The 15,786-nt window shown below is 61.3% G+C and carries 13 protein-coding genes; 12 read left to right on the top strand and 1 reads right to left on the bottom strand.

The features are described 5' to 3' along the window. Positions 1-193: 193 nt before the first annotated feature. Entirely contained in the window at positions 194-1,282 is a 1,089-nt protein-coding gene (gene queG / locus AWM79_RS19635; protein WP_017133333.1) for a tRNA epoxyqueuosine(34) reductase QueG, read from the bottom strand. Between the two features lie 63 nt (positions 1,283-1,345). Here queG and AWM79_RS19630 point away from each other — a divergent pair, with 63 nt between their 5' ends. From AWM79_RS19630 to AWM79_RS19575, 12 genes are all read left to right on the top strand, one after another. Next, complete coding sequence (locus AWM79_RS19630; RefSeq protein ID WP_026013328.1) at positions 1,346-2,206, top strand: NAD(P)H-hydrate dehydratase; 861 nt, start codon at positions 1,346-1,348, stop codon at positions 2,204-2,206. Then, complete coding sequence (tsaE, locus tag AWM79_RS19625) at positions 2,194-2,664, top strand: tRNA (adenosine(37)-N6)-threonylcarbamoyltransferase complex ATPase subunit type 1 TsaE (RefSeq protein WP_026013327.1); 471 nt, start codon at positions 2,194-2,196, stop codon at positions 2,662-2,664. The genes AWM79_RS19630 and tsaE overlap by 13 nt, the downstream gene beginning before the upstream one ends. Positions 2,665-2,667: 3 nt before the next feature. Next, on the top strand, positions 2,668-4,095 hold the full coding sequence (locus tag AWM79_RS19620) for an N-acetylmuramoyl-L-alanine amidase (protein ID WP_208599957.1): 1,428 nt from the start codon (positions 2,668-2,670) through the stop codon (positions 4,093-4,095). 11 nt (positions 4,096-4,106) lie between these two features. Then, positions 4,107-6,011 carry a DNA mismatch repair endonuclease MutL gene (gene mutL, locus AWM79_RS19615; RefSeq protein WP_167375471.1) on the top strand — a complete coding sequence of 635 codons (1,905 nt, stop codon included), beginning with the start codon at positions 4,107-4,109 and terminating at the stop codon, positions 6,009-6,011. Next, positions 6,011-6,991 (top strand): tRNA (adenosine(37)-N6)-dimethylallyltransferase MiaA, encoded by a 981-nt coding sequence (miaA, locus tag AWM79_RS19610; protein WP_017133329.1) that lies wholly within the window; start codon positions 6,011-6,013, stop codon positions 6,989-6,991. The genes mutL and miaA overlap by 1 nt, the downstream gene beginning before the upstream one ends. 93 nt (positions 6,992-7,084) lie before the next feature. Next, a complete protein-coding gene (gene hfq / locus AWM79_RS19605) occupies positions 7,085-7,345 on the top strand; it encodes an RNA chaperone Hfq (protein ID WP_017133328.1) in 261 nt (86 codons plus the stop codon). Between the two features lie 12 nt (positions 7,346-7,357). Continuing rightward, a complete protein-coding gene (gene hflX / locus AWM79_RS19600) occupies positions 7,358-8,668 on the top strand; it encodes a ribosome rescue GTPase HflX (RefSeq protein WP_017133327.1) in 1,311 nt (436 codons plus the stop codon). Positions 8,669-8,756: 88 nt separating this feature from the next. Further along, the gene (gene hflK, locus AWM79_RS19595; protein ID WP_017133326.1) at positions 8,757-9,926 is read left to right on the top strand and encodes an FtsH protease activity modulator HflK; all 1,170 of its coding nucleotides are present in this window, start codon (positions 8,757-8,759) and stop codon (positions 9,924-9,926) included. After that, complete coding sequence (gene hflC, locus AWM79_RS19590; RefSeq protein ID WP_017133325.1) at positions 9,926-10,795, top strand: protease modulator HflC; 870 nt, start codon at positions 9,926-9,928, stop codon at positions 10,793-10,795. The genes hflK and hflC overlap by 1 nt, the downstream gene beginning before the upstream one ends. A 299-nt stretch (positions 10,796-11,094) precedes the next feature. Then, entirely contained in the window at positions 11,095-12,282 is a 1,188-nt protein-coding gene (locus AWM79_RS19585) for an ATP phosphoribosyltransferase regulatory subunit (RefSeq protein ID WP_060783581.1), read from the top strand. 54 nt (positions 12,283-12,336) lie between these two features. Then, entirely contained in the window at positions 12,337-13,629 is a 1,293-nt protein-coding gene (locus AWM79_RS19580) for an adenylosuccinate synthase (RefSeq protein ID WP_017133323.1), read from the top strand. A 140-nt stretch (positions 13,630-13,769) separates the two neighbouring features. Further along, complete coding sequence (locus AWM79_RS19575) at positions 13,770-15,704, top strand: methyl-accepting chemotaxis protein (RefSeq protein ID WP_026013326.1); 1,935 nt, start codon at positions 13,770-13,772, stop codon at positions 15,702-15,704. Positions 15,705-15,786: the final 82 nt, after the last annotated feature.

The following is a 15,786-nucleotide window of genomic DNA, read 5'->3' as shown; positions in this document are numbered from 1 at the left end:
CGGACTGGACGGCGCAGAGAATTGTATATCCCTGTTTCCGGGTTGGACCTGAGCAGGAATGGTAGGAGCACGGGTCACGTTGAGGCGCTCGACAGACCATGTCCTGCTGTTGCTGAGACGGGAGGTGCGTCGTTGCGATATCGATCTGCATGCCTCGGTCACGGGTTTTGCGCTTGCTGCCTGACTCGCGAGATTAGCGGCGCACGCCACTCGGTGTCCCACGCTCGGTATGTTGATGCAGTGCCCACTGCACATGTTCCCTGACCAATTCCGAGGGATAGTCCCGGCGGGAGTTGAGTGCCTCAAGCACCACAATCGTCGACGGTGCGTTGCCCAGGCCGACCGCCAGGTTGCGTAGCCAGCGCTCGTAACCGGCCCGGCGCAGCGGTGAGCCCTCGGTGTTTTTCAGAAAGGTCTCTTCGTCCCAGAGGAACAGTTCGGCCAATCCGGCATTGTCCAGGCTGTGCCGGGGCTTGAAGTCGCCCTCGTCGGACGTGCGGGCGAACCGGTTCCATGGGCAGACGATCTGGCAATCGTCGCAGCCGAACACCCGGTTGCCGATCAACGGACGCAAATCCTCCGGGATCGCAGTCTTCAACTCGATGGTCAAGTACGAAATGCAGCGCCGCGCATCCAGCACATAAGGCCCGACGAACGCCGCCGTCGGACAGATATCCAGGCACGCCGTGCAGCGCCCGCAATGCTCAGTGACGTGGGGAGCATCTACTGGCAACGGCAGGTCGAGGAATAGTTCGCCGAGAAAGAAGTAGCTGCCGGCCTTGCGGTTGAGCACCAGGGTGTTCTTGCCGATCCAGCCGAGCCCGGCCTGCTCGGCGATGGCCTTCTCCAGCACTGGGGCGCTATCGACGAAGGCGCGGTAGCCAAACGGGCCGATGACCTGCTGGATACGCTCGGCCAGTTGTTGCAGGCGTTTGCGGATCAGCTTGTGATAGTCGCGGCCCAGGGCGTAACGCGAGACATAGGCTGTTTCCGGCTGCCCCAGACGTTGGGCCATTTGCGTGTCGCCGGGCAGGTAGTCCATGCGCAACGACACCACTCGCAACGTACCGGGTACCAGTTCGTCGGGGTGCGAGCGTTTGCTGCCGTGAGCGCCCATATAGTCCATGTCGCCCTGGTAGCCGGCGGCCAGCCAGCGTTGCAGGTGTTGCTCGTGCTCGCCCAGCTCGACGCCCGCGATGCCGACTTGCTGAAAGCCCAGCTCACGGCCCCATTGCTTGATGGATTGAGCGAGAGCGGGAAGATCGACGCTATTTACAGGCATGAGACAGGAGAAACCTAGGCTTTGATGCGTATAATTCTGCCAGACATCAGAGCCGAACGACGCATGCCGCCGACTAAACCGCCTTTTCCCGATATTCAGTCACTGACACTCGCCACTTTGCCGAGCCTTCCCGCACGGCAACCGGACGCTCACAAGGGCCAGTTCGGGCATGTGTTGTTGATCGGTGGTGATCGACGTTTCGGCGGGGCGATCCTGCTCGGTGCCGAAACGGCACTGCGCGGTGGCGCGGGGCTGGTCTCTCTGGCGACGCGGCCGGAACACGTGGCCGCCGCGCTGGCGCGTCTGCCGGAAGTGATGGTGATCGGCGTCGAGTCGGCCAATCAACTGATGAGCGTGCTCGAGCAGGCCACGGTGCTGGTGGTCGGTCCGGGGCTCGGGCGGTTCGCCTGGAGCCGCAGCCTGTTGTCGCTGGCCGCGAATGCCACGATGGCGCAGGTCTGGGACGCCGATGCCTTGAACCTGCTCGCAGTGGGGGAGGCGTGGCTGCCAGCTGACTGCGTGATCACCCCGCACCCCGGCGAGGCCGCGCACTTGTTGGGCTGGTCGACAGCGCAGGTGCAGGCCGATCGTGTCGCCGCCGTGCGAGCCCTGGTCGAGAAATACCAGGCGGTATGCGTGCTCAAGGGCGCCGGCAGTCTGATTGCCGCCCCCGATGGACGACTGTCGGTTTGTGAGCGCGGCCATCCGGCAATGGCCACGGCTGGGCTGGGGGATGTCCTGGCAGGCCTGATCGGTGCCTTGCGGGCCCAAGGCCTGGCCGCATTCGACGCGGCCTGCCTGGCGGTCTGGTTGCATGCCCGCGCCGGCGAACTGCAAGGCAAAAATGGTCGTGGGCTGGCGGCCAGTGATCTGATTCCAACCATCCGCCAATTGCTGGAGGAGCAATCGCCGTGTCTGAACTAACCCTGCAATTGATGAATGAAGAGAGCATGGTGGCGTTCGGTGGGAAAGTTGCCGAAGTAACCGGCGGCGTCGGTGTGATCTTTCTCGAAGGCCAACTAGGGGCCGGCAAGACCACCCTGTCGCGCGGCATCATTCGCGGCTTGGGGCATGTCGGAGCGGTCAAGAGTCCGACTTTTACCCTCGTCGAACCGTATGAGTTCGCCGAAATACGGGCTTACCATTTCGATCTGTATCGCCTGGTCGATCCCGAAGAACTCGAATACCTGGGCATTCGCGATTATTTTGACGGCGATGCGCTGTGCCTGGTGGAGTGGCCCGAAAAAGGCGCAGGCTTTTTGCCAAAGCCTGACCTGACCATTACCATTAGCCCGCATAATGGCGGGCGTTCGTTGTGTCTGCTGTCCCAGGGCTCGCGAGGCGAGGCCTGGTGTGCCGCATTGGCATTGGAATTCAAATAGATGATGGGGTTTGGTATGCGCATTCGCGCGTTGGTTGCTGTCGTAGGACTGGTGCTTACGGCACTGGCCGTCGACGCTGTAGCGGCGACACAGGTCAAAAGTGTTCGACTGTGGCGAGCCCCGGATAACACACGACTGGTATTCGATCTGTCCGGTACCGTTCAGCACAGCGTGTTCACGCTGACCGCCCCCGACCGCCTGGTGATCGACATCAATGGCGCAACCCTGGCCAGTCCATTGAACGTACCAACGGCCAATACGCCAATCACCAGCATCCGCACCGCCCAGCGCACGCCGACCGACCTGCGGGTGGTGATCGACCTGAAGAAGGTCGTGACCCCGAAAAGCTTCACCCTGGCGCCGAACGCCCAGTATGGCAACCGCCTGGTGGTCGATCTGTTCGACAACCCTGCCGATGCGGCGCCACCGCCAGCACCGACAGCCGCCGTGGCAACTGTACCGGCGGTTCCGGTGAGGGCGACGGAGCCGGCGATCAAGCTACCGCCGGCGCCATCGGGCCAGCGTGACATCATCGTGGTGATCGATGCTGGCCACGGCGGCGAAGACCCAGGCGCCTCGGGCTCCCGTGGCCAGCACGAGAAAGACGTGGTGCTATCCATCGCCCGTGAGCTGCAACGCCAGGTCAACGGCCAGAAAGGTTACCGTGCCGAGCTGACCCGCACCGGCGACTACTTCATTCCATTGCGCGGCCGTACCGAGATCGCTCGCAAGAAGGGCGCCGACCTGTTTGTCTCGATCCATGCGGACGCCGCGCCTTCGGCCGCGGCCTTCGGTGCCTCGGTGTTCGCCCTGTCCGATCGTGGCGCCACCTCCGAAACCGCCCGTTGGCTGGCCGACAGCGAAAACCGCTCCGACCTGATCGGCGGCGCCGGTAACGTCAGCCTCGACGACAAGGACAAGATGCTCGCCGGTGTCTTGCTCGACCTGTCGATGACCGCCTCCTTGACCTCCAGCCTCAACGTGGGCCAGAAAGTGCTGAGCAACATCGGTCGGGTCACGCCGCTGCACAAGCCGCGTGTCGAGCAGGCCGGATTCATGGTGTTGAAGTCGCCGGATATTCCGTCGATCCTGGTGGAAACCGGGTTTATCTCCAACTCCAACGAGGCGGCCAAGCTGGCGTCCTCCAATCATCAGCAGGCACTGGCACGTTCGATCAGTGCCGGTATCCGCCAGTTCTTCCAGCAAAACCCACCACCGGGCACCTACATCGCCTGGTTGCGCGATTCCGGCAAGATCGCCCAGGGGCCACGTGACCATCGCGTGGCGCCGGGCGAAACCCTGGCCATGCTCGCCGTGCGCTACCAGGTGTCGGCGGCGACCTTGCGCAGTGCCAACAACCTGTCCAGCGACGAGTTGAAGGTGGGGCAGAACCTGACCATTCCCGGTACTGAACTAGCGGCCAAACAATGAGCGATGCCATCTTGAACGAACATGCCCGTATCGAGTTGCTCAGCCCGCGCCTGGCGAACCAGATCGCTGCGGGCGAGGTGGTCGAGCGACCGGCCTCGGTGATCAAGGAGTTGCTGGAAAACAGTCTGGACTCCGGTGCCAAACGTATCGAGGTGGACGTCGAGCAGGCTGGAGTCAAACTGTTGCGGGTACGCGATGACGGCAGTGGCATCTCTGCCGATGACCTGCCGCTGGCCCTGGCACGTCATGCCACCAGCAAGATCCGCGACCTGGAAGACCTTGAACGGGTGATGAGCCTCGGCTTTCGCGGTGAGGCCCTGGCGTCCATCAGTTCCGTGGCGCGCCTGACCCTGACCTCGCGGACCCGCGACGCCGATCAGGCCTGGCAGGTAGAAACCGAAGGTCGCGACATGGATGCCCGAGTACAACCGGCGGCCCACCCGGTGGGCACGTCGGTGGAAGTGCGCGACCTGTTCTTCAATACGCCGGCACGCCGCAAATTCCTCAAGGCCGAGAAGACCGAATTCGACCACCTGCAAGAAGTGATCAAGCGTCTGGCGCTGGCCCGTTTCGATGTGGCCTTTCACCTGCGCCACAACGGCAAGAGTATTCTCAATCTGCATGAGGCCCATGACGATGCAGCCCGTGCCCGGCGTGTGGCGGCGGTCTGCGGTTCGGGTTTCCTCGAACAGGCGCTGCCCATCGAGGTCGAGCGCAATGGCCTGCACTTGTGGGGCTGGGTCGGCTTGCCGACGTTCTCTCGCAGCCAGGCGGACCTGCAGTATTTCTATGTAAACGGTCGCGCGGTACGCGACAAACTGGTCGCTCACGCGGTGCGCCAGGCTTATCGCGACGTGTTGTTCAACGGTCGGCATCCGACCTTCGTGTTGTTTTTCGAGGTCGATCCCTCGGTGGTCGATGTTAACGTACACCCGACCAAGCACGAAGTACGCTTTCGTGATGGGCGCATGGTCCACGATTTTCTCTACGGCACATTGCACCGTGCTCTGGGCGATGTGCGCCCCGAAGACCAGTTGGCGGCACCGGCGGCAGTGACCGGCATCGTTCGCCCGAGCGGGCTCGACGCCGGTGAGTTCGGCCCCCAGGGCGAAATGCGCCTGGCCGCGCATTTGCTCGAGCAACCGCAGGCGCAGCCTTCGGCGCCTTTTGTGTCAACTGCCGGATCGTCTTCCGGGGCCGGTTATCAGTATCAATACCGCCCACAATCGACCCAGATGCCGCCAGCGGCAGAAGCACAAAGCGCTTACCGTGAGTTCTTCGCGCCGTTGCCCGAGGCTGGCGTAGCGAGCCTGCCCGAGAGTCAGGGTGATATTCCGCCGCTGGGTTATGCGCTGGCGCAACTCAAGGGCATTTATATCCTCTGCGAAAATGCTCAGGGCCTGGTGCTGGTGGATATGCACGCCGCCCACGAACGGATCATGTATGAACGGCTGAAAATTGCCATGGCCAGCGAAGGGCTGAGTGGCCAGCCGCTGTTGGTGCCCGAGTCCCTGGCCGTCAGCCAGCGCGAGGCCGATTGCGCCGAGGAGCATGTCGGCTGGTTCCAGCGCCTGGGTTTCGAGCTGCAACGCTTGGGCCCGGAAACCCTCGCCATCCGCCAGATTCCAGCGTTGCTCAAGCAGGCTGAAGCCAACCGACTGGTGCAGGATGTGCTGGCGGACCTGATGGAGTACGGCACCAGCGATCGTATCCAGGCGCACTTGAACGAGCTGCTCGGGACCATGGCCTGCCACGGTGCTATTCGTGCCAATCGGCGCTTGGCGCTGGCGGAAATGAACGGCTTGCTGCGGGACATGGAAAACACCGAGCGCAGTGGTCAGTGCAATCATGGTCGGCCCACCTGGACCCAGCTTGGGCTGGATGATCTGGACAAACTGTTTTTGCGTGGCCGCTGATGACGGATTCCAAGGCATTACCGCCGGCCATTTTCCTCATGGGCCCGACGGCGGCCGGCAAGACCGACCTGGCCATTGAGTTGACCAAGGTCTTGCCCTGCGAGTTGATCAGTGTCGACTCCGCTCTGGTGTACCGGGACATGGACATCGGCACCGCCAAGCCTGCGAAAGAGTTGTTGGCGCAGTTTCCGCATCGCTTGATCGATATTCTCGATCCGGCACAGAGTTATTCGGCGGCGCAATTTCGCTGCGATGCGCTGGCGGCCATGGCCGAGATCACCGCACGGGGGAAAATTCCCCTGCTGGTTGGTGGTACAATGCTCTACTACAAGGCTTTGCTTGAAGGTCTGGCGGATATGCCGGCGGCTGATCCGCAGGTTCGTGCAGACATTGAAGAAGAGGCTGCGCGTCATGGCTGGCGAGCGCTGCACGATCAATTGGCCCATATCGATCCGGAATCGGCGGCACGTATTCACCCCAATGACCCGCAAAGATTGAGCCGGGCATTGGAGGTCTATCGGGTCAGCGGGTCGAACATGACAGCCCTTCGGCGGCGACAATCTGCGCAAAGTACTGAGGTAGGCGCTTCGGGACGCCCGCAATTACCCTATACTGTCGCCAATCTGGCCATTGCCCCGGCAAGCCGCCAGGTATTGCATGAACGAATTGCACAAAGATTTACACAAATGTTGGAACAGGGATTCATTGACGAGGTCGTAGCCCTGCGTAGCAGAGGTGACTTGCATGTCGGGTTGCCCTCTATACGTGCTGTAGGTTACCGACAAGTCTGGGATCATCTGGATGGCAAGCTGGCGCCAGCCGAAATGCGGGAGCGAGGCATCATTGCCACGCGCCAATTGGCGAAGCGCCAGTTCACCTGGTTACGCAGTTGGGCTGATTTACACTGGCTGGACAGCCTGGATTGCGACAATCTGCCACGCGCCTTGAAATACCTTGGGACGATCTCCATATTGGGCTGAGTCCATGCAATGGCCGTCTATCCTTGGGGGAGTGGCGGCATAAGCCACCTGTTTACTCATTTTTTACTATTGATCCTTAAAGGAGTGCGGCACATGTCAAAAGGGCATTCGCTACAAGACCCTTACCTGAATACCTTGCGTAAAGAAAAGGTTGGGGTTTCCATCTATCTGGTCAACGGGATCAAACTGCAAGGCACGATCGAATCCTTCGACCAGTTCGTGATCCTGCTGAAGAACACCGTCAGCCAGATGGTCTACAAGCATGCTATCTCGACAGTGGTGCCGGTTCGTCCAATTCGTCTGCCTAGCGCAACCGAATCCGAACAGGACGACGCTGAGCCAGGTAACGCCTGATAGGAGTCTCCTTTGTTCTTTGAGCGCCACGGTGGTGGTGAACGGACAGTCCTCGTTCACTTGGAAGGTCAGGACCCTGAGGCGCGCGAAGATCCGCAGGAGTTTCAGGAGTTGGCGCTGTCGGCAGGTGCCGAGACCGTCGCGTTTTTCAACGTGCCGCGTCATCGACCTACCGCCAAGTATCTGATTGGCACTGGCAAGGTTGAGGAGCTTCGCGACCTGGTCAAGGCCGAACAGGTCGATATCGTGATTTTCAATCACATTCTCACCCCCAGTCAGGAGCGTAACCTCGAACGTGCTTTCGAGTGTCGCGTGCTTGATCGCACGGGCTTGATTCTCGATATTTTCGCCCAGCGCGCGCGCACCCATGAAGGCAAGTTGCAGGTTGAACTGGCCCAGCTTGAGCATATGAGCACGCGCCTGGTCCGTGGCTGGACGCACCTTGAGCGGCAGAAGGGCGGTATCGGCCTGCGCGGTCCCGGTGAGACGCAACTGGAAACCGACCGGCGCCTGTTGCGGGTGCGTTTGCGACAGATCAAGAGCCGGCTGGAAAAGGTCCGCAGCCAGCGCGAGCAATCCCGTCGTGGGCGCAAGCGCGCCGATATCCCGACGGTGTCGCTGGTAGGCTATACCAACGCCGGCAAGTCGACGTTATTCAACGCCGTCACCGAATCCGATGTGTATGCCGCCGACCAGTTGTTCGCCACCCTCGATCCAACCTTGCGCCGTCTCGATCTAGAGGACCTCGGGCCAGTCGTGCTGGCCGACACGGTGGGTTTTATCCGGCATCTGCCCCACAAGCTGGTCGAGGCTTTCCGGGCTACGCTCGAAGAGTCGAGCAACTCCGACCTGCTGCTGCACGTGATCGACGCCGCGGAGCCGGACCGCATGCTGCAGATCGAGCAGGTAATGGTGGTGTTGGGCGAGATCGGAGCCCAGGACTTGCCGATCCTTGAGGTGTATAACAAACTCGACCTGCTTGAGGGTGTCGAGCCGCAGATCCAGCGCGCTGAAGACGGTAAGCCACAACGAGTCTGGCTTTCGGCGCGTGACGGTATCGGCCTTGAATTGCTCGAACAGGCGATTGCCGAGTTGTTGGGCAGTGATTTGTTCGTTGGTACCTTGCACTTACCGCAGCGTTTTGCTCGACTGCGTGCACAGTTTTTCGAGTTGGGCGCAGTTCAGAAAGAAGAACATGACGAAGAGGGTGCCTGCCTGCTGTCGGTGCGTTTGCCCAGGGCCGAACTCAATCGAATGGTCTCGCGCGCGGGAATGACGCCGGCGGAGTTCATCGAGCAACACACTTTGCAATATAAAGCCTGACAAAGCGGTTATGCCGCTGTAGCAGGCATTCTGTAGCATGGGGCGGCGCGCCGTGGGCGCGTCTTTGCTTTATCAGATGGAGAGCGCTATGGCTTGGAATGAGCCGGGTGGCAACTCGAACAATCAGGATCCTTGGGGTGGCAAGCGCCGTAACAATGGCGACCGCAAGGGGCCTCCGGATCTTGACGAGGCCTTCCGCAAGCTGCAGGAAAGCCTTAATGGGTTGTTCGGTGGCGGAAAGAAACGCAGTGACGACGGTGGCGGATCGAGCAGCCGGGGCGGTGGTTTCGGCCTCCTGGGCATCGGCCTGGTCGTGCTGGCGGCTGTCTGGCTGTACAGCGCGGTCTATGTCGTGGACGAGCAGGAGCAGGCCGTGGTGCTGCGCTTCGGCAAGTACTACGAGACAGTCGGCCCGGGTCTGAATATCTATTTCCCGCCGATCGACAAGAAGTACATGGAAAACGTCACGCGTGAGCGTGCCTATACCAAGCAGGGGCAGATGCTGACCGAAGACGAGAATATCGTCGAAGTGCCGCTGACCGTGCAGTACAAGATTACCAACCTGCAGGATTTCGTGCTGAACGTCGATCAGCCGGAAATCAGTCTGCAACAGGCCACCGACAGTGCGCTGCGCCATGTGGTAGGTTCCACCGCCATGGACCAGGTGCTGACCGAAGGTCGTGAGCTGATGGCCAGCGAAATCAAGGAGCGCCTGCAGCGGTTCCTCGATACCTATCGCACCGGTATCACCGTGACCCAGGTGAACGTACAGAGCGCTGCGGCGCCTCGTGAAGTTCAAGAGGCCTTCGATGACGTGATCCGTGCCCGTGAAGACGAGCAGCGTTCGCGCAACCAGGCCGAGGGTTATGCCAACGGCGTGGTTCCGGAAGCCCGTGGTCAGGCCCAGCGTATCCTTGAGGATGCCAACGGCTATCGTGATGAAGTTATCTCCCGCGCCAAGGGTGAGGCCGACCGCTTTACCAAATTGGTCGCCGAATACCGCAAGGCACCTGAAGTCACCCGTCAGCGTCTGTACCTGGACACCATGCAGGAAGTCTTCAGCAACACCAGCAAGGTGCTCGTGACCGGCAACAAGAACGGCCAGAGCAACCTGCTCTACCTGCCGTTGGACAAGATGATCCAGAACAGTTCGGGCGCTAATCCGCCAGTAACCGGTTCGGCCGCCGCCTCTAGTAACTCGGGTGCCGTGCCGCATATCACTGACCTGCCGCAAACGCGCACGAGGGAGAGCCGCTGATGAGCAATAAATCGCTGATCGCCCTGATCGTTGGCGTCGTTGTCGTACTGGTCGGCTGGAACTGCTTCTACATCGTGTCGCAGACCGAGCGGGCCGTACTGCTGCAATTTGGTCGCGTGGTCCAGGCGGATGTCCAGCCGGGCCTTCACGTGAAGGTTCCCTACGTCAACCAGGTGCGCAAGTTCGATGCGCGCCTGATGACCCTGGATGCCCCGACCCAGCGCTTCCTGACGCTGGAAAAGAAAGCCGTGATGGTCGATGCCTACGCCAAGTGGCGGGTCAAGGACGCCGAGCGCTTCTACACCGCGACTTCCGGTCTCAAGCAGATCGCCGACGAGCGTCTGTCGCGCCGCCTGGAGTCGGGCCTGCGTGACCAGTTCGGTAAGCGCACCCTGCATGAAGTGGTGTCCGGTGAGCGTGATGCGCTGATGGCGGATATCACCTCCTCACTGAACAAGATGGCCGAGAAAGAGCTGGGGATCGAAGTGATCGATGTCCGGGTCAAGGCCATCGACCTGCCGAAGGAAGTGAACCGCAGCGTGTTCGAGCGCATGAGCACCGAGCGTGAACGTGAGGCTCGCGAGCACCGCGCCAAAGGTAATGAGCTGGCCGAAGGCATTCGTGCCGATGCCGATCGTCAGCGCCGCGTGCTGCTGGCTGAAGCCTATCGCCAGTCCGAAGAGGCCCGCGGTGATGGTGATGCCCAGGCGGCGGCTATCTATTCCAAGGCATACGGCCAGGATCAGGAGTTTTATGCGTTCTATCGCAGCCTGCGCGCCTACCGTGAAAGCTTTGCGAACAAGAGTGACGTGCTGGTCCTGGATCCAAGCAGTGACTTCTTCCATTACCTGGAAAAAGCCAAGCCCTGATCCATCGCGCATCAACACTCCCGCCGGGCGGCTAAAACGCCTGGCGGGGTGATCCTTTCGGAAAACGTGTGTATGATACGGTAGCCGGGAAATTCCCGGCTTTTTTGCGTCTGTATGGTTGATTAACCGGCAGGCCGGCAAAACCGAGTTGGCTGATTCGACAGGTTTTTCGAGGAAAGTGGTAGGCGAAGCCGTTTGCGGCTGTTCGTCGCGTCGTGCTTGCGCGCGCGTTAACCATTTTCTGCTTCACTCAAGGCTCGCCTTTAGGCTTGCCGCCCGGATCATAGGGGAAAGGCGTAATGGCAACGGTAGACCGCTGGCTCCTGCCAGATGGTATCGAAGAAGTACTGCCGCCTGAAGCGGCGCGCATCGAGGTGGCGCGCCGCCAGGTGTTGGATCTGTTCCAGAGCTGGGGCTATGAGTTTGTTGTTACCCCGCATATCGAGTACCTGGAGTCCTTGCTGACCGGTGCGGGGCAGGACCTGGACTTGCGTACCTTCAAGGTGATCGACCCGCAGTCGGGTCGGCAAATGGGTTTTCGTGCCGATATCACGCCGCAGGTGGCGCGTATCGACGCCCATACCCTGCGTCGCGAAGGACCGAGCCGCCTGTGTTACGCCGGCAGTGTGCTGCATGCTCAGCCGCGGGCCTTGTCGTCCTCGCGCAGCCCGATCCAGTTGGGGGCCGAGCTGTATGGCGATGCCAGCCCGAGCAGCGACGTGGAAGTCATCAGTCTGATGCTGGCGATGCTGCAACTGGCCGACGTGCCGGATGTCCATATGGATCTCGGGCATGTCGGTATCTACCGTGGCCTGGCCCGTGCGGCCGGCCTGTCCGGTGAAGTGGAGCAGCAACTGTTCGATGCCCTGCAACGCAAGGCCATCGATGAAGTGATCGACCTGACCGCAGGCCTGCCGACCGAGCTCGCCGCGATGCTGCGTGCGTTGGTTGATCTGTGCGGCGGCCGTGAAGTGCTGGCGGCTGCACGTGTGCGTCTGGCGGGGGCTCCGGCACCGGTCACAGCGGCGCTGGACGACCTGCTGGCGATTGCCGAGCGGCTGTCGGCGCGGTTCCCGGATCTGCCGCTGTACTTCGATCTGGGCGAGTTACGTGGCTATCACTACCACACCGGCGTGGTGTTCGCGGTGTTTGTCCCCGGTGTCGGGCAGGCCATCGCCCAGGGCGGTCGTTATGACGATATCGGCGCGGACTTCGGTCGTGCGCGCCCGGCAACGGGGTTTTCCACCGACTTGAAAACCCTGGTGACCTTGGGGCGTGCCGAGATCGAGTTGCCATCTGGCGGTATCTGGATGCCTGACAGTGCGGATGCGGCACTCTGGCAGCAAGTCTGTCAGTTGCGCGGTGAGGGGCAGCGTGTCGTCCAGGCCCTGCCTGGGCAGACACTCGCCGCCGCCCGTGACGCGAACTGCGACCGGCAATTGATTCTGCAGAATGGGCTTTGGCAAGTATTGCCGCTGGCTTCTTGAGTTTTCCTGCCGGCGGCTGCCGGCACCAAGTTTGCGCGAATGAGGACAAGTGTTATGGGTAAGAATGTCGTAGTCCTGGGCACCCAATGGGGTGATGAGGGCAAAGGCAAGATCGTTGATCTGCTGACCGAACATGCTGCCGCCGTGGTGCGCTACCAGGGTGGTCACAATGCTGGCCATACCCTGGTGATCGACGGCGAGAAAACCGTCTTGCACCTGATCCCTTCGGGCGTGCTGCGCGAAGGTGTGCAGTGCCTGATCGGCAATGGCGTGGTGGTTGCGCCGGATGCCCTGCTGCGGGAAATCACCAAGCTGGAGGAGAAAGGCGTGCCGGTGCGCGAGCGCCTGCGTATCAGCCCGTCCTGCCCGCTGATCCTCTCTTATCATGTAGCCCTGGACCAGGCCCGCGAGAAGGCTCGCGGCGAGCTGAAGATCGGTACCACCGGTCGTGGCATCGGCCCGGCATACGAAGACAAGGTCGCGCGTCGCGGTCTGCGTATCGGCGATCTATTCCACCGCGAACGTTTTGCCGCGAAGCTGGGCGAGTTGCTGGACTACCACAACTTCGTGCTGGTCAATTACTACAAAGAGCCGGCCATCGACTTCCAGAAGACACTCGACGAGTGCATGGAATACGCCGAGTTGCTCCAACCGATGATGCTCGACGTCACCGCCGAGCTGCATAACTTGCGTCGCGCTGGCAAGGACATCATGTTCGAAGGCGCCCAGGGTTCGCTGCTGGACATCGACCATGGCACCTATCCTTATGTCACCAGCTCCAACACCACCGCTGGCGGTATCGCCACCGGTTCGGGCGTGGGACCTATGTACCTGGATTACATCCTCGGCATCACCAAGGCCTACACCACCCGTGTGGGCTCGGGGCCGTTCCCGACCGAGCTGTTCGATGACGTCGGCGCCTTCCTGGCTAAGCGTGGTCACGAGTTCGGTGCAACCACCGGTCGTGCTCGTCGTTGTGGCTGGTTCGATGCGGTCATCCTGCGCCGCGCCATCGACGTCAACAGCATCTCGGGTCTGTGCCTGACCAAGCTGGACGTGCTGGACGGTCTTGAAACCATCAATATCTGCGTGGGTTACAAGAACGAAAACGGTGCGGTCATTGACGCCCCGACCGATGCCGACAGCTACATTGGCCTGGAGCCGGTGTACGAGCAGATGCCAGGTTGGAGCGAGTCGACCCTGGGTGCCAAGACCCTGGAAGAGCTGCCGGCGGCTGCCCGTGCCTACATCAAACGCATCGAGGAATTGGTCGGCGCGCCGATCGACATTATCTCGACGGGTCCGGATCGCAACGAAACCATCGTTCTGCGTCATCCTTTCGCCTGATAACGTATTGATGTAAATCACAAAGGGTCCCTTACAGGACCCTTTGTCGTTTCTGTCTGCAGTACGGCACGGCCCTTGCTGGGATTATCCTCTAACAAGTGCGCCATCAAATTAATGGCGCCAAAGGGGAGGTGTCTCCAGTGTCGGCCGTTCTCTCACTGCTACAAAGCCGTTTGCTGCGGCCTGTGTTCGTTACGCTCGGTATCGCTCTTTTGGTACAGGTGCTGGTAGCGGTCGCCCTGACGCGAAGCACGGTCACGGCCCTTGAGGCCGATCTTGCCAGTCATCTGGATATCGATAGCCAGAAACTTTCCAGCGAGCTGGAGCAGGCTAGTAAGGAAGTGACGTTGAGCCTCGACACGCTTTCTTCCAGTACGCGCCAGCGCCTGACCGGCGGTTTGTCTTCGCGTCTTGAAAGTGAACAGGCGCAACTGCGTGCTACCTTGGAGAAGGATTTGCGGGAGTCGGCCAACGATATGGCGCAATTGCTCGCCTCCGTCGCTCCCCGGGCGATGTGGGACAGTGACGTGCCAATCCTATCGGAATTTGCCCGTCGCGCCCAGCGCAATCCGAATGTGCTGTTTGTGGTGTACGACGACGCCAATGGCGAGCACCTGACCCGTTACCTGAATCGGGGCAATCCGATCAATCAGGCCCTACTGGAAAAGGGCCAGGGTGAGGGAGCGCTGGATAAGGTGTTGAATGCGGCGAAAAACGATCCATCGGTCTACTACCTCGAGGCGTCGATCAATCCTAATGGCGTAGAGATCGGCAAGGTCCTGATGGGGGTTTCGACGGCCTCGGTCGAAGCTGATCTGAAAGCCCTGGACCAGCGTTTCTCCGCCTTGATCGCCAGTAGCGACAAGCTGGTGGGCGACAGTTTGCAGAGCGCTGCGACCGAGAGTTCGACGGCTATGCGCGCACGTTTGCAGTCGGCACAGTCCACGGCTGCGCAAATGCAAGTAAATATCGCCAGCACCGTCCAGGACGCGGCGCGGACCCTGCGGTGGCGGATCGGCCTGGGCCTGGCACTGGTGGGTCTGGGCGTACTGCTGGTGCTGACGGTGATGTTGGGATGGCGAGTGGTGAGCAAATTGCACCTGCTGATTGGCGCACTGAATGACCTGGCGGCAGGCGAGGGCGACCTGACCAGACGGGTTCGGCTCAGCAGCAATGACGAAATCGGCGACATGGCCGCGGCGGTCAATCGCTTTGTCGACAAGTTGCAGCCCATCGTGCGTGAAGCGGGAGAGGTGGCTCAGCGTACCGGTGTCGAGATCGGAGCCATGAGTTTGCGTAATGCGGGCGCCGACAAGGCGGCTCAGCTACAGCGTGACGAAGTGGAGCAGAGCCTGCGGGCGCTGGAGCACATGGCGGATGAGGCGCAGGCGGAGAGTCAGGCGATGCAGGCGGCGCTCCAGCAGATGGTCGATATTCGCCAGGCCACCGACGAAAATACCCGCACCTCGACCCAGGTCGGTGGCCTGATCGAGGCCCTGGCGGTGCAGGTCGATACGGGCTCCCAGGTGATCGAGCGGTTGGCCCGCCAGAGCGAGCAGATCGAGGTGGTGCTGACAGTGATCCACGGTATTGCCGAGCAGACCAATCTGCTAGCGCTCAACGCGGCCATCGAGGCGGCGCGGGCAGGTGAGACCGGTCGCGGGTTTGCAGTGGTGGCGGATGAGGTGCGGGCTCTGGCGAGCAAGACCCAGAGCTCCACGGGGGATATCCAGGCACATATCGGCGCCTTGCAACTGGGCGCCCGCGAGGCGGTGGCAGCCATCGAGCAGGCAGGGCGGCAGGCGAGCGAAGGGCTGGCGGTGTTGCGTGCCAGCGTCAAGTTGCAACAGTCAGTGCAAACCTCGGTCGAGCAGGTGCATACGGCCATCGCCCTGGCGACCCAGGCTGCGGCGCAGCAAGCCGAAGGCGCGCATGCGGTACGTGGGCGGGTGCAGGTAATTCATGCCCAGGCCGAGCGCTCGGCGCAGGCGGTCGTGGAAACAACGGCTAGCGGTCAGGTGCTCGACAGCCTAGCTGCGCAGCTCAAGGCGAGTTTGGGGCAGTTTCGGGCCTGACCAGAAATGGGAAAGGCTGGAGGGCGACGGTGGTGTGGTTAGAAAGAATGCTAAGGCCAGAAACGCAAAAACCCGCTTTCGC

The organism is Pseudomonas agarici (assembly GCF_001543125.1).
GTDB classification, from domain to species: Bacteria; Pseudomonadota; Gammaproteobacteria; order Pseudomonadales; family Pseudomonadaceae; genus Aquipseudomonas; species Aquipseudomonas agarici.
Note: the sequence above shows the minus strand (reverse complement) of the source record. Positions and strands in the feature narration are given on the sequence as shown.

What these genes read in the sequence shown, in the direction of transcription:
- queG (WP_017133333.1), bottom strand. Translation starts at nt 1,282, where the DNA reads ATGCCTGTAAATAGCGTCGATCTTCCCGCTCTCGCTCAATCCATCAAG.
- AWM79_RS19630 (WP_026013328.1), top strand. Translation starts at nt 1,346, where the DNA reads ATGCCGCCGACTAAACCGCCTTTTCCCGATATTCAGTCACTGACACTC.
- AWM79_RS19620 (WP_208599957.1), top strand. Translation starts at nt 2,668, where the DNA reads ATGGGGTTTGGTATGCGCATTCGCGCGTTGGTTGCTGTCGTAGGACTG.
- miaA (WP_017133329.1), top strand. Translation starts at nt 6,011, where the DNA reads ATGACGGATTCCAAGGCATTACCGCCGGCCATTTTCCTCATGGGCCCG.
- hfq (WP_017133328.1), top strand. Translation starts at nt 7,085, where the DNA reads ATGTCAAAAGGGCATTCGCTACAAGACCCTTACCTGAATACCTTGCGT.
- hflK (WP_017133326.1), top strand. Translation starts at nt 8,757, where the DNA reads ATGGCTTGGAATGAGCCGGGTGGCAACTCGAACAATCAGGATCCTTGG.
- hflC (WP_017133325.1), top strand. Translation starts at nt 9,926, where the DNA reads ATGAGCAATAAATCGCTGATCGCCCTGATCGTTGGCGTCGTTGTCGTA.
- AWM79_RS19585 (WP_060783581.1), top strand. Translation starts at nt 11,095, where the DNA reads ATGGCAACGGTAGACCGCTGGCTCCTGCCAGATGGTATCGAAGAAGTA.
- AWM79_RS19580 (WP_017133323.1), top strand. Translation starts at nt 12,337, where the DNA reads ATGGGTAAGAATGTCGTAGTCCTGGGCACCCAATGGGGTGATGAGGGC.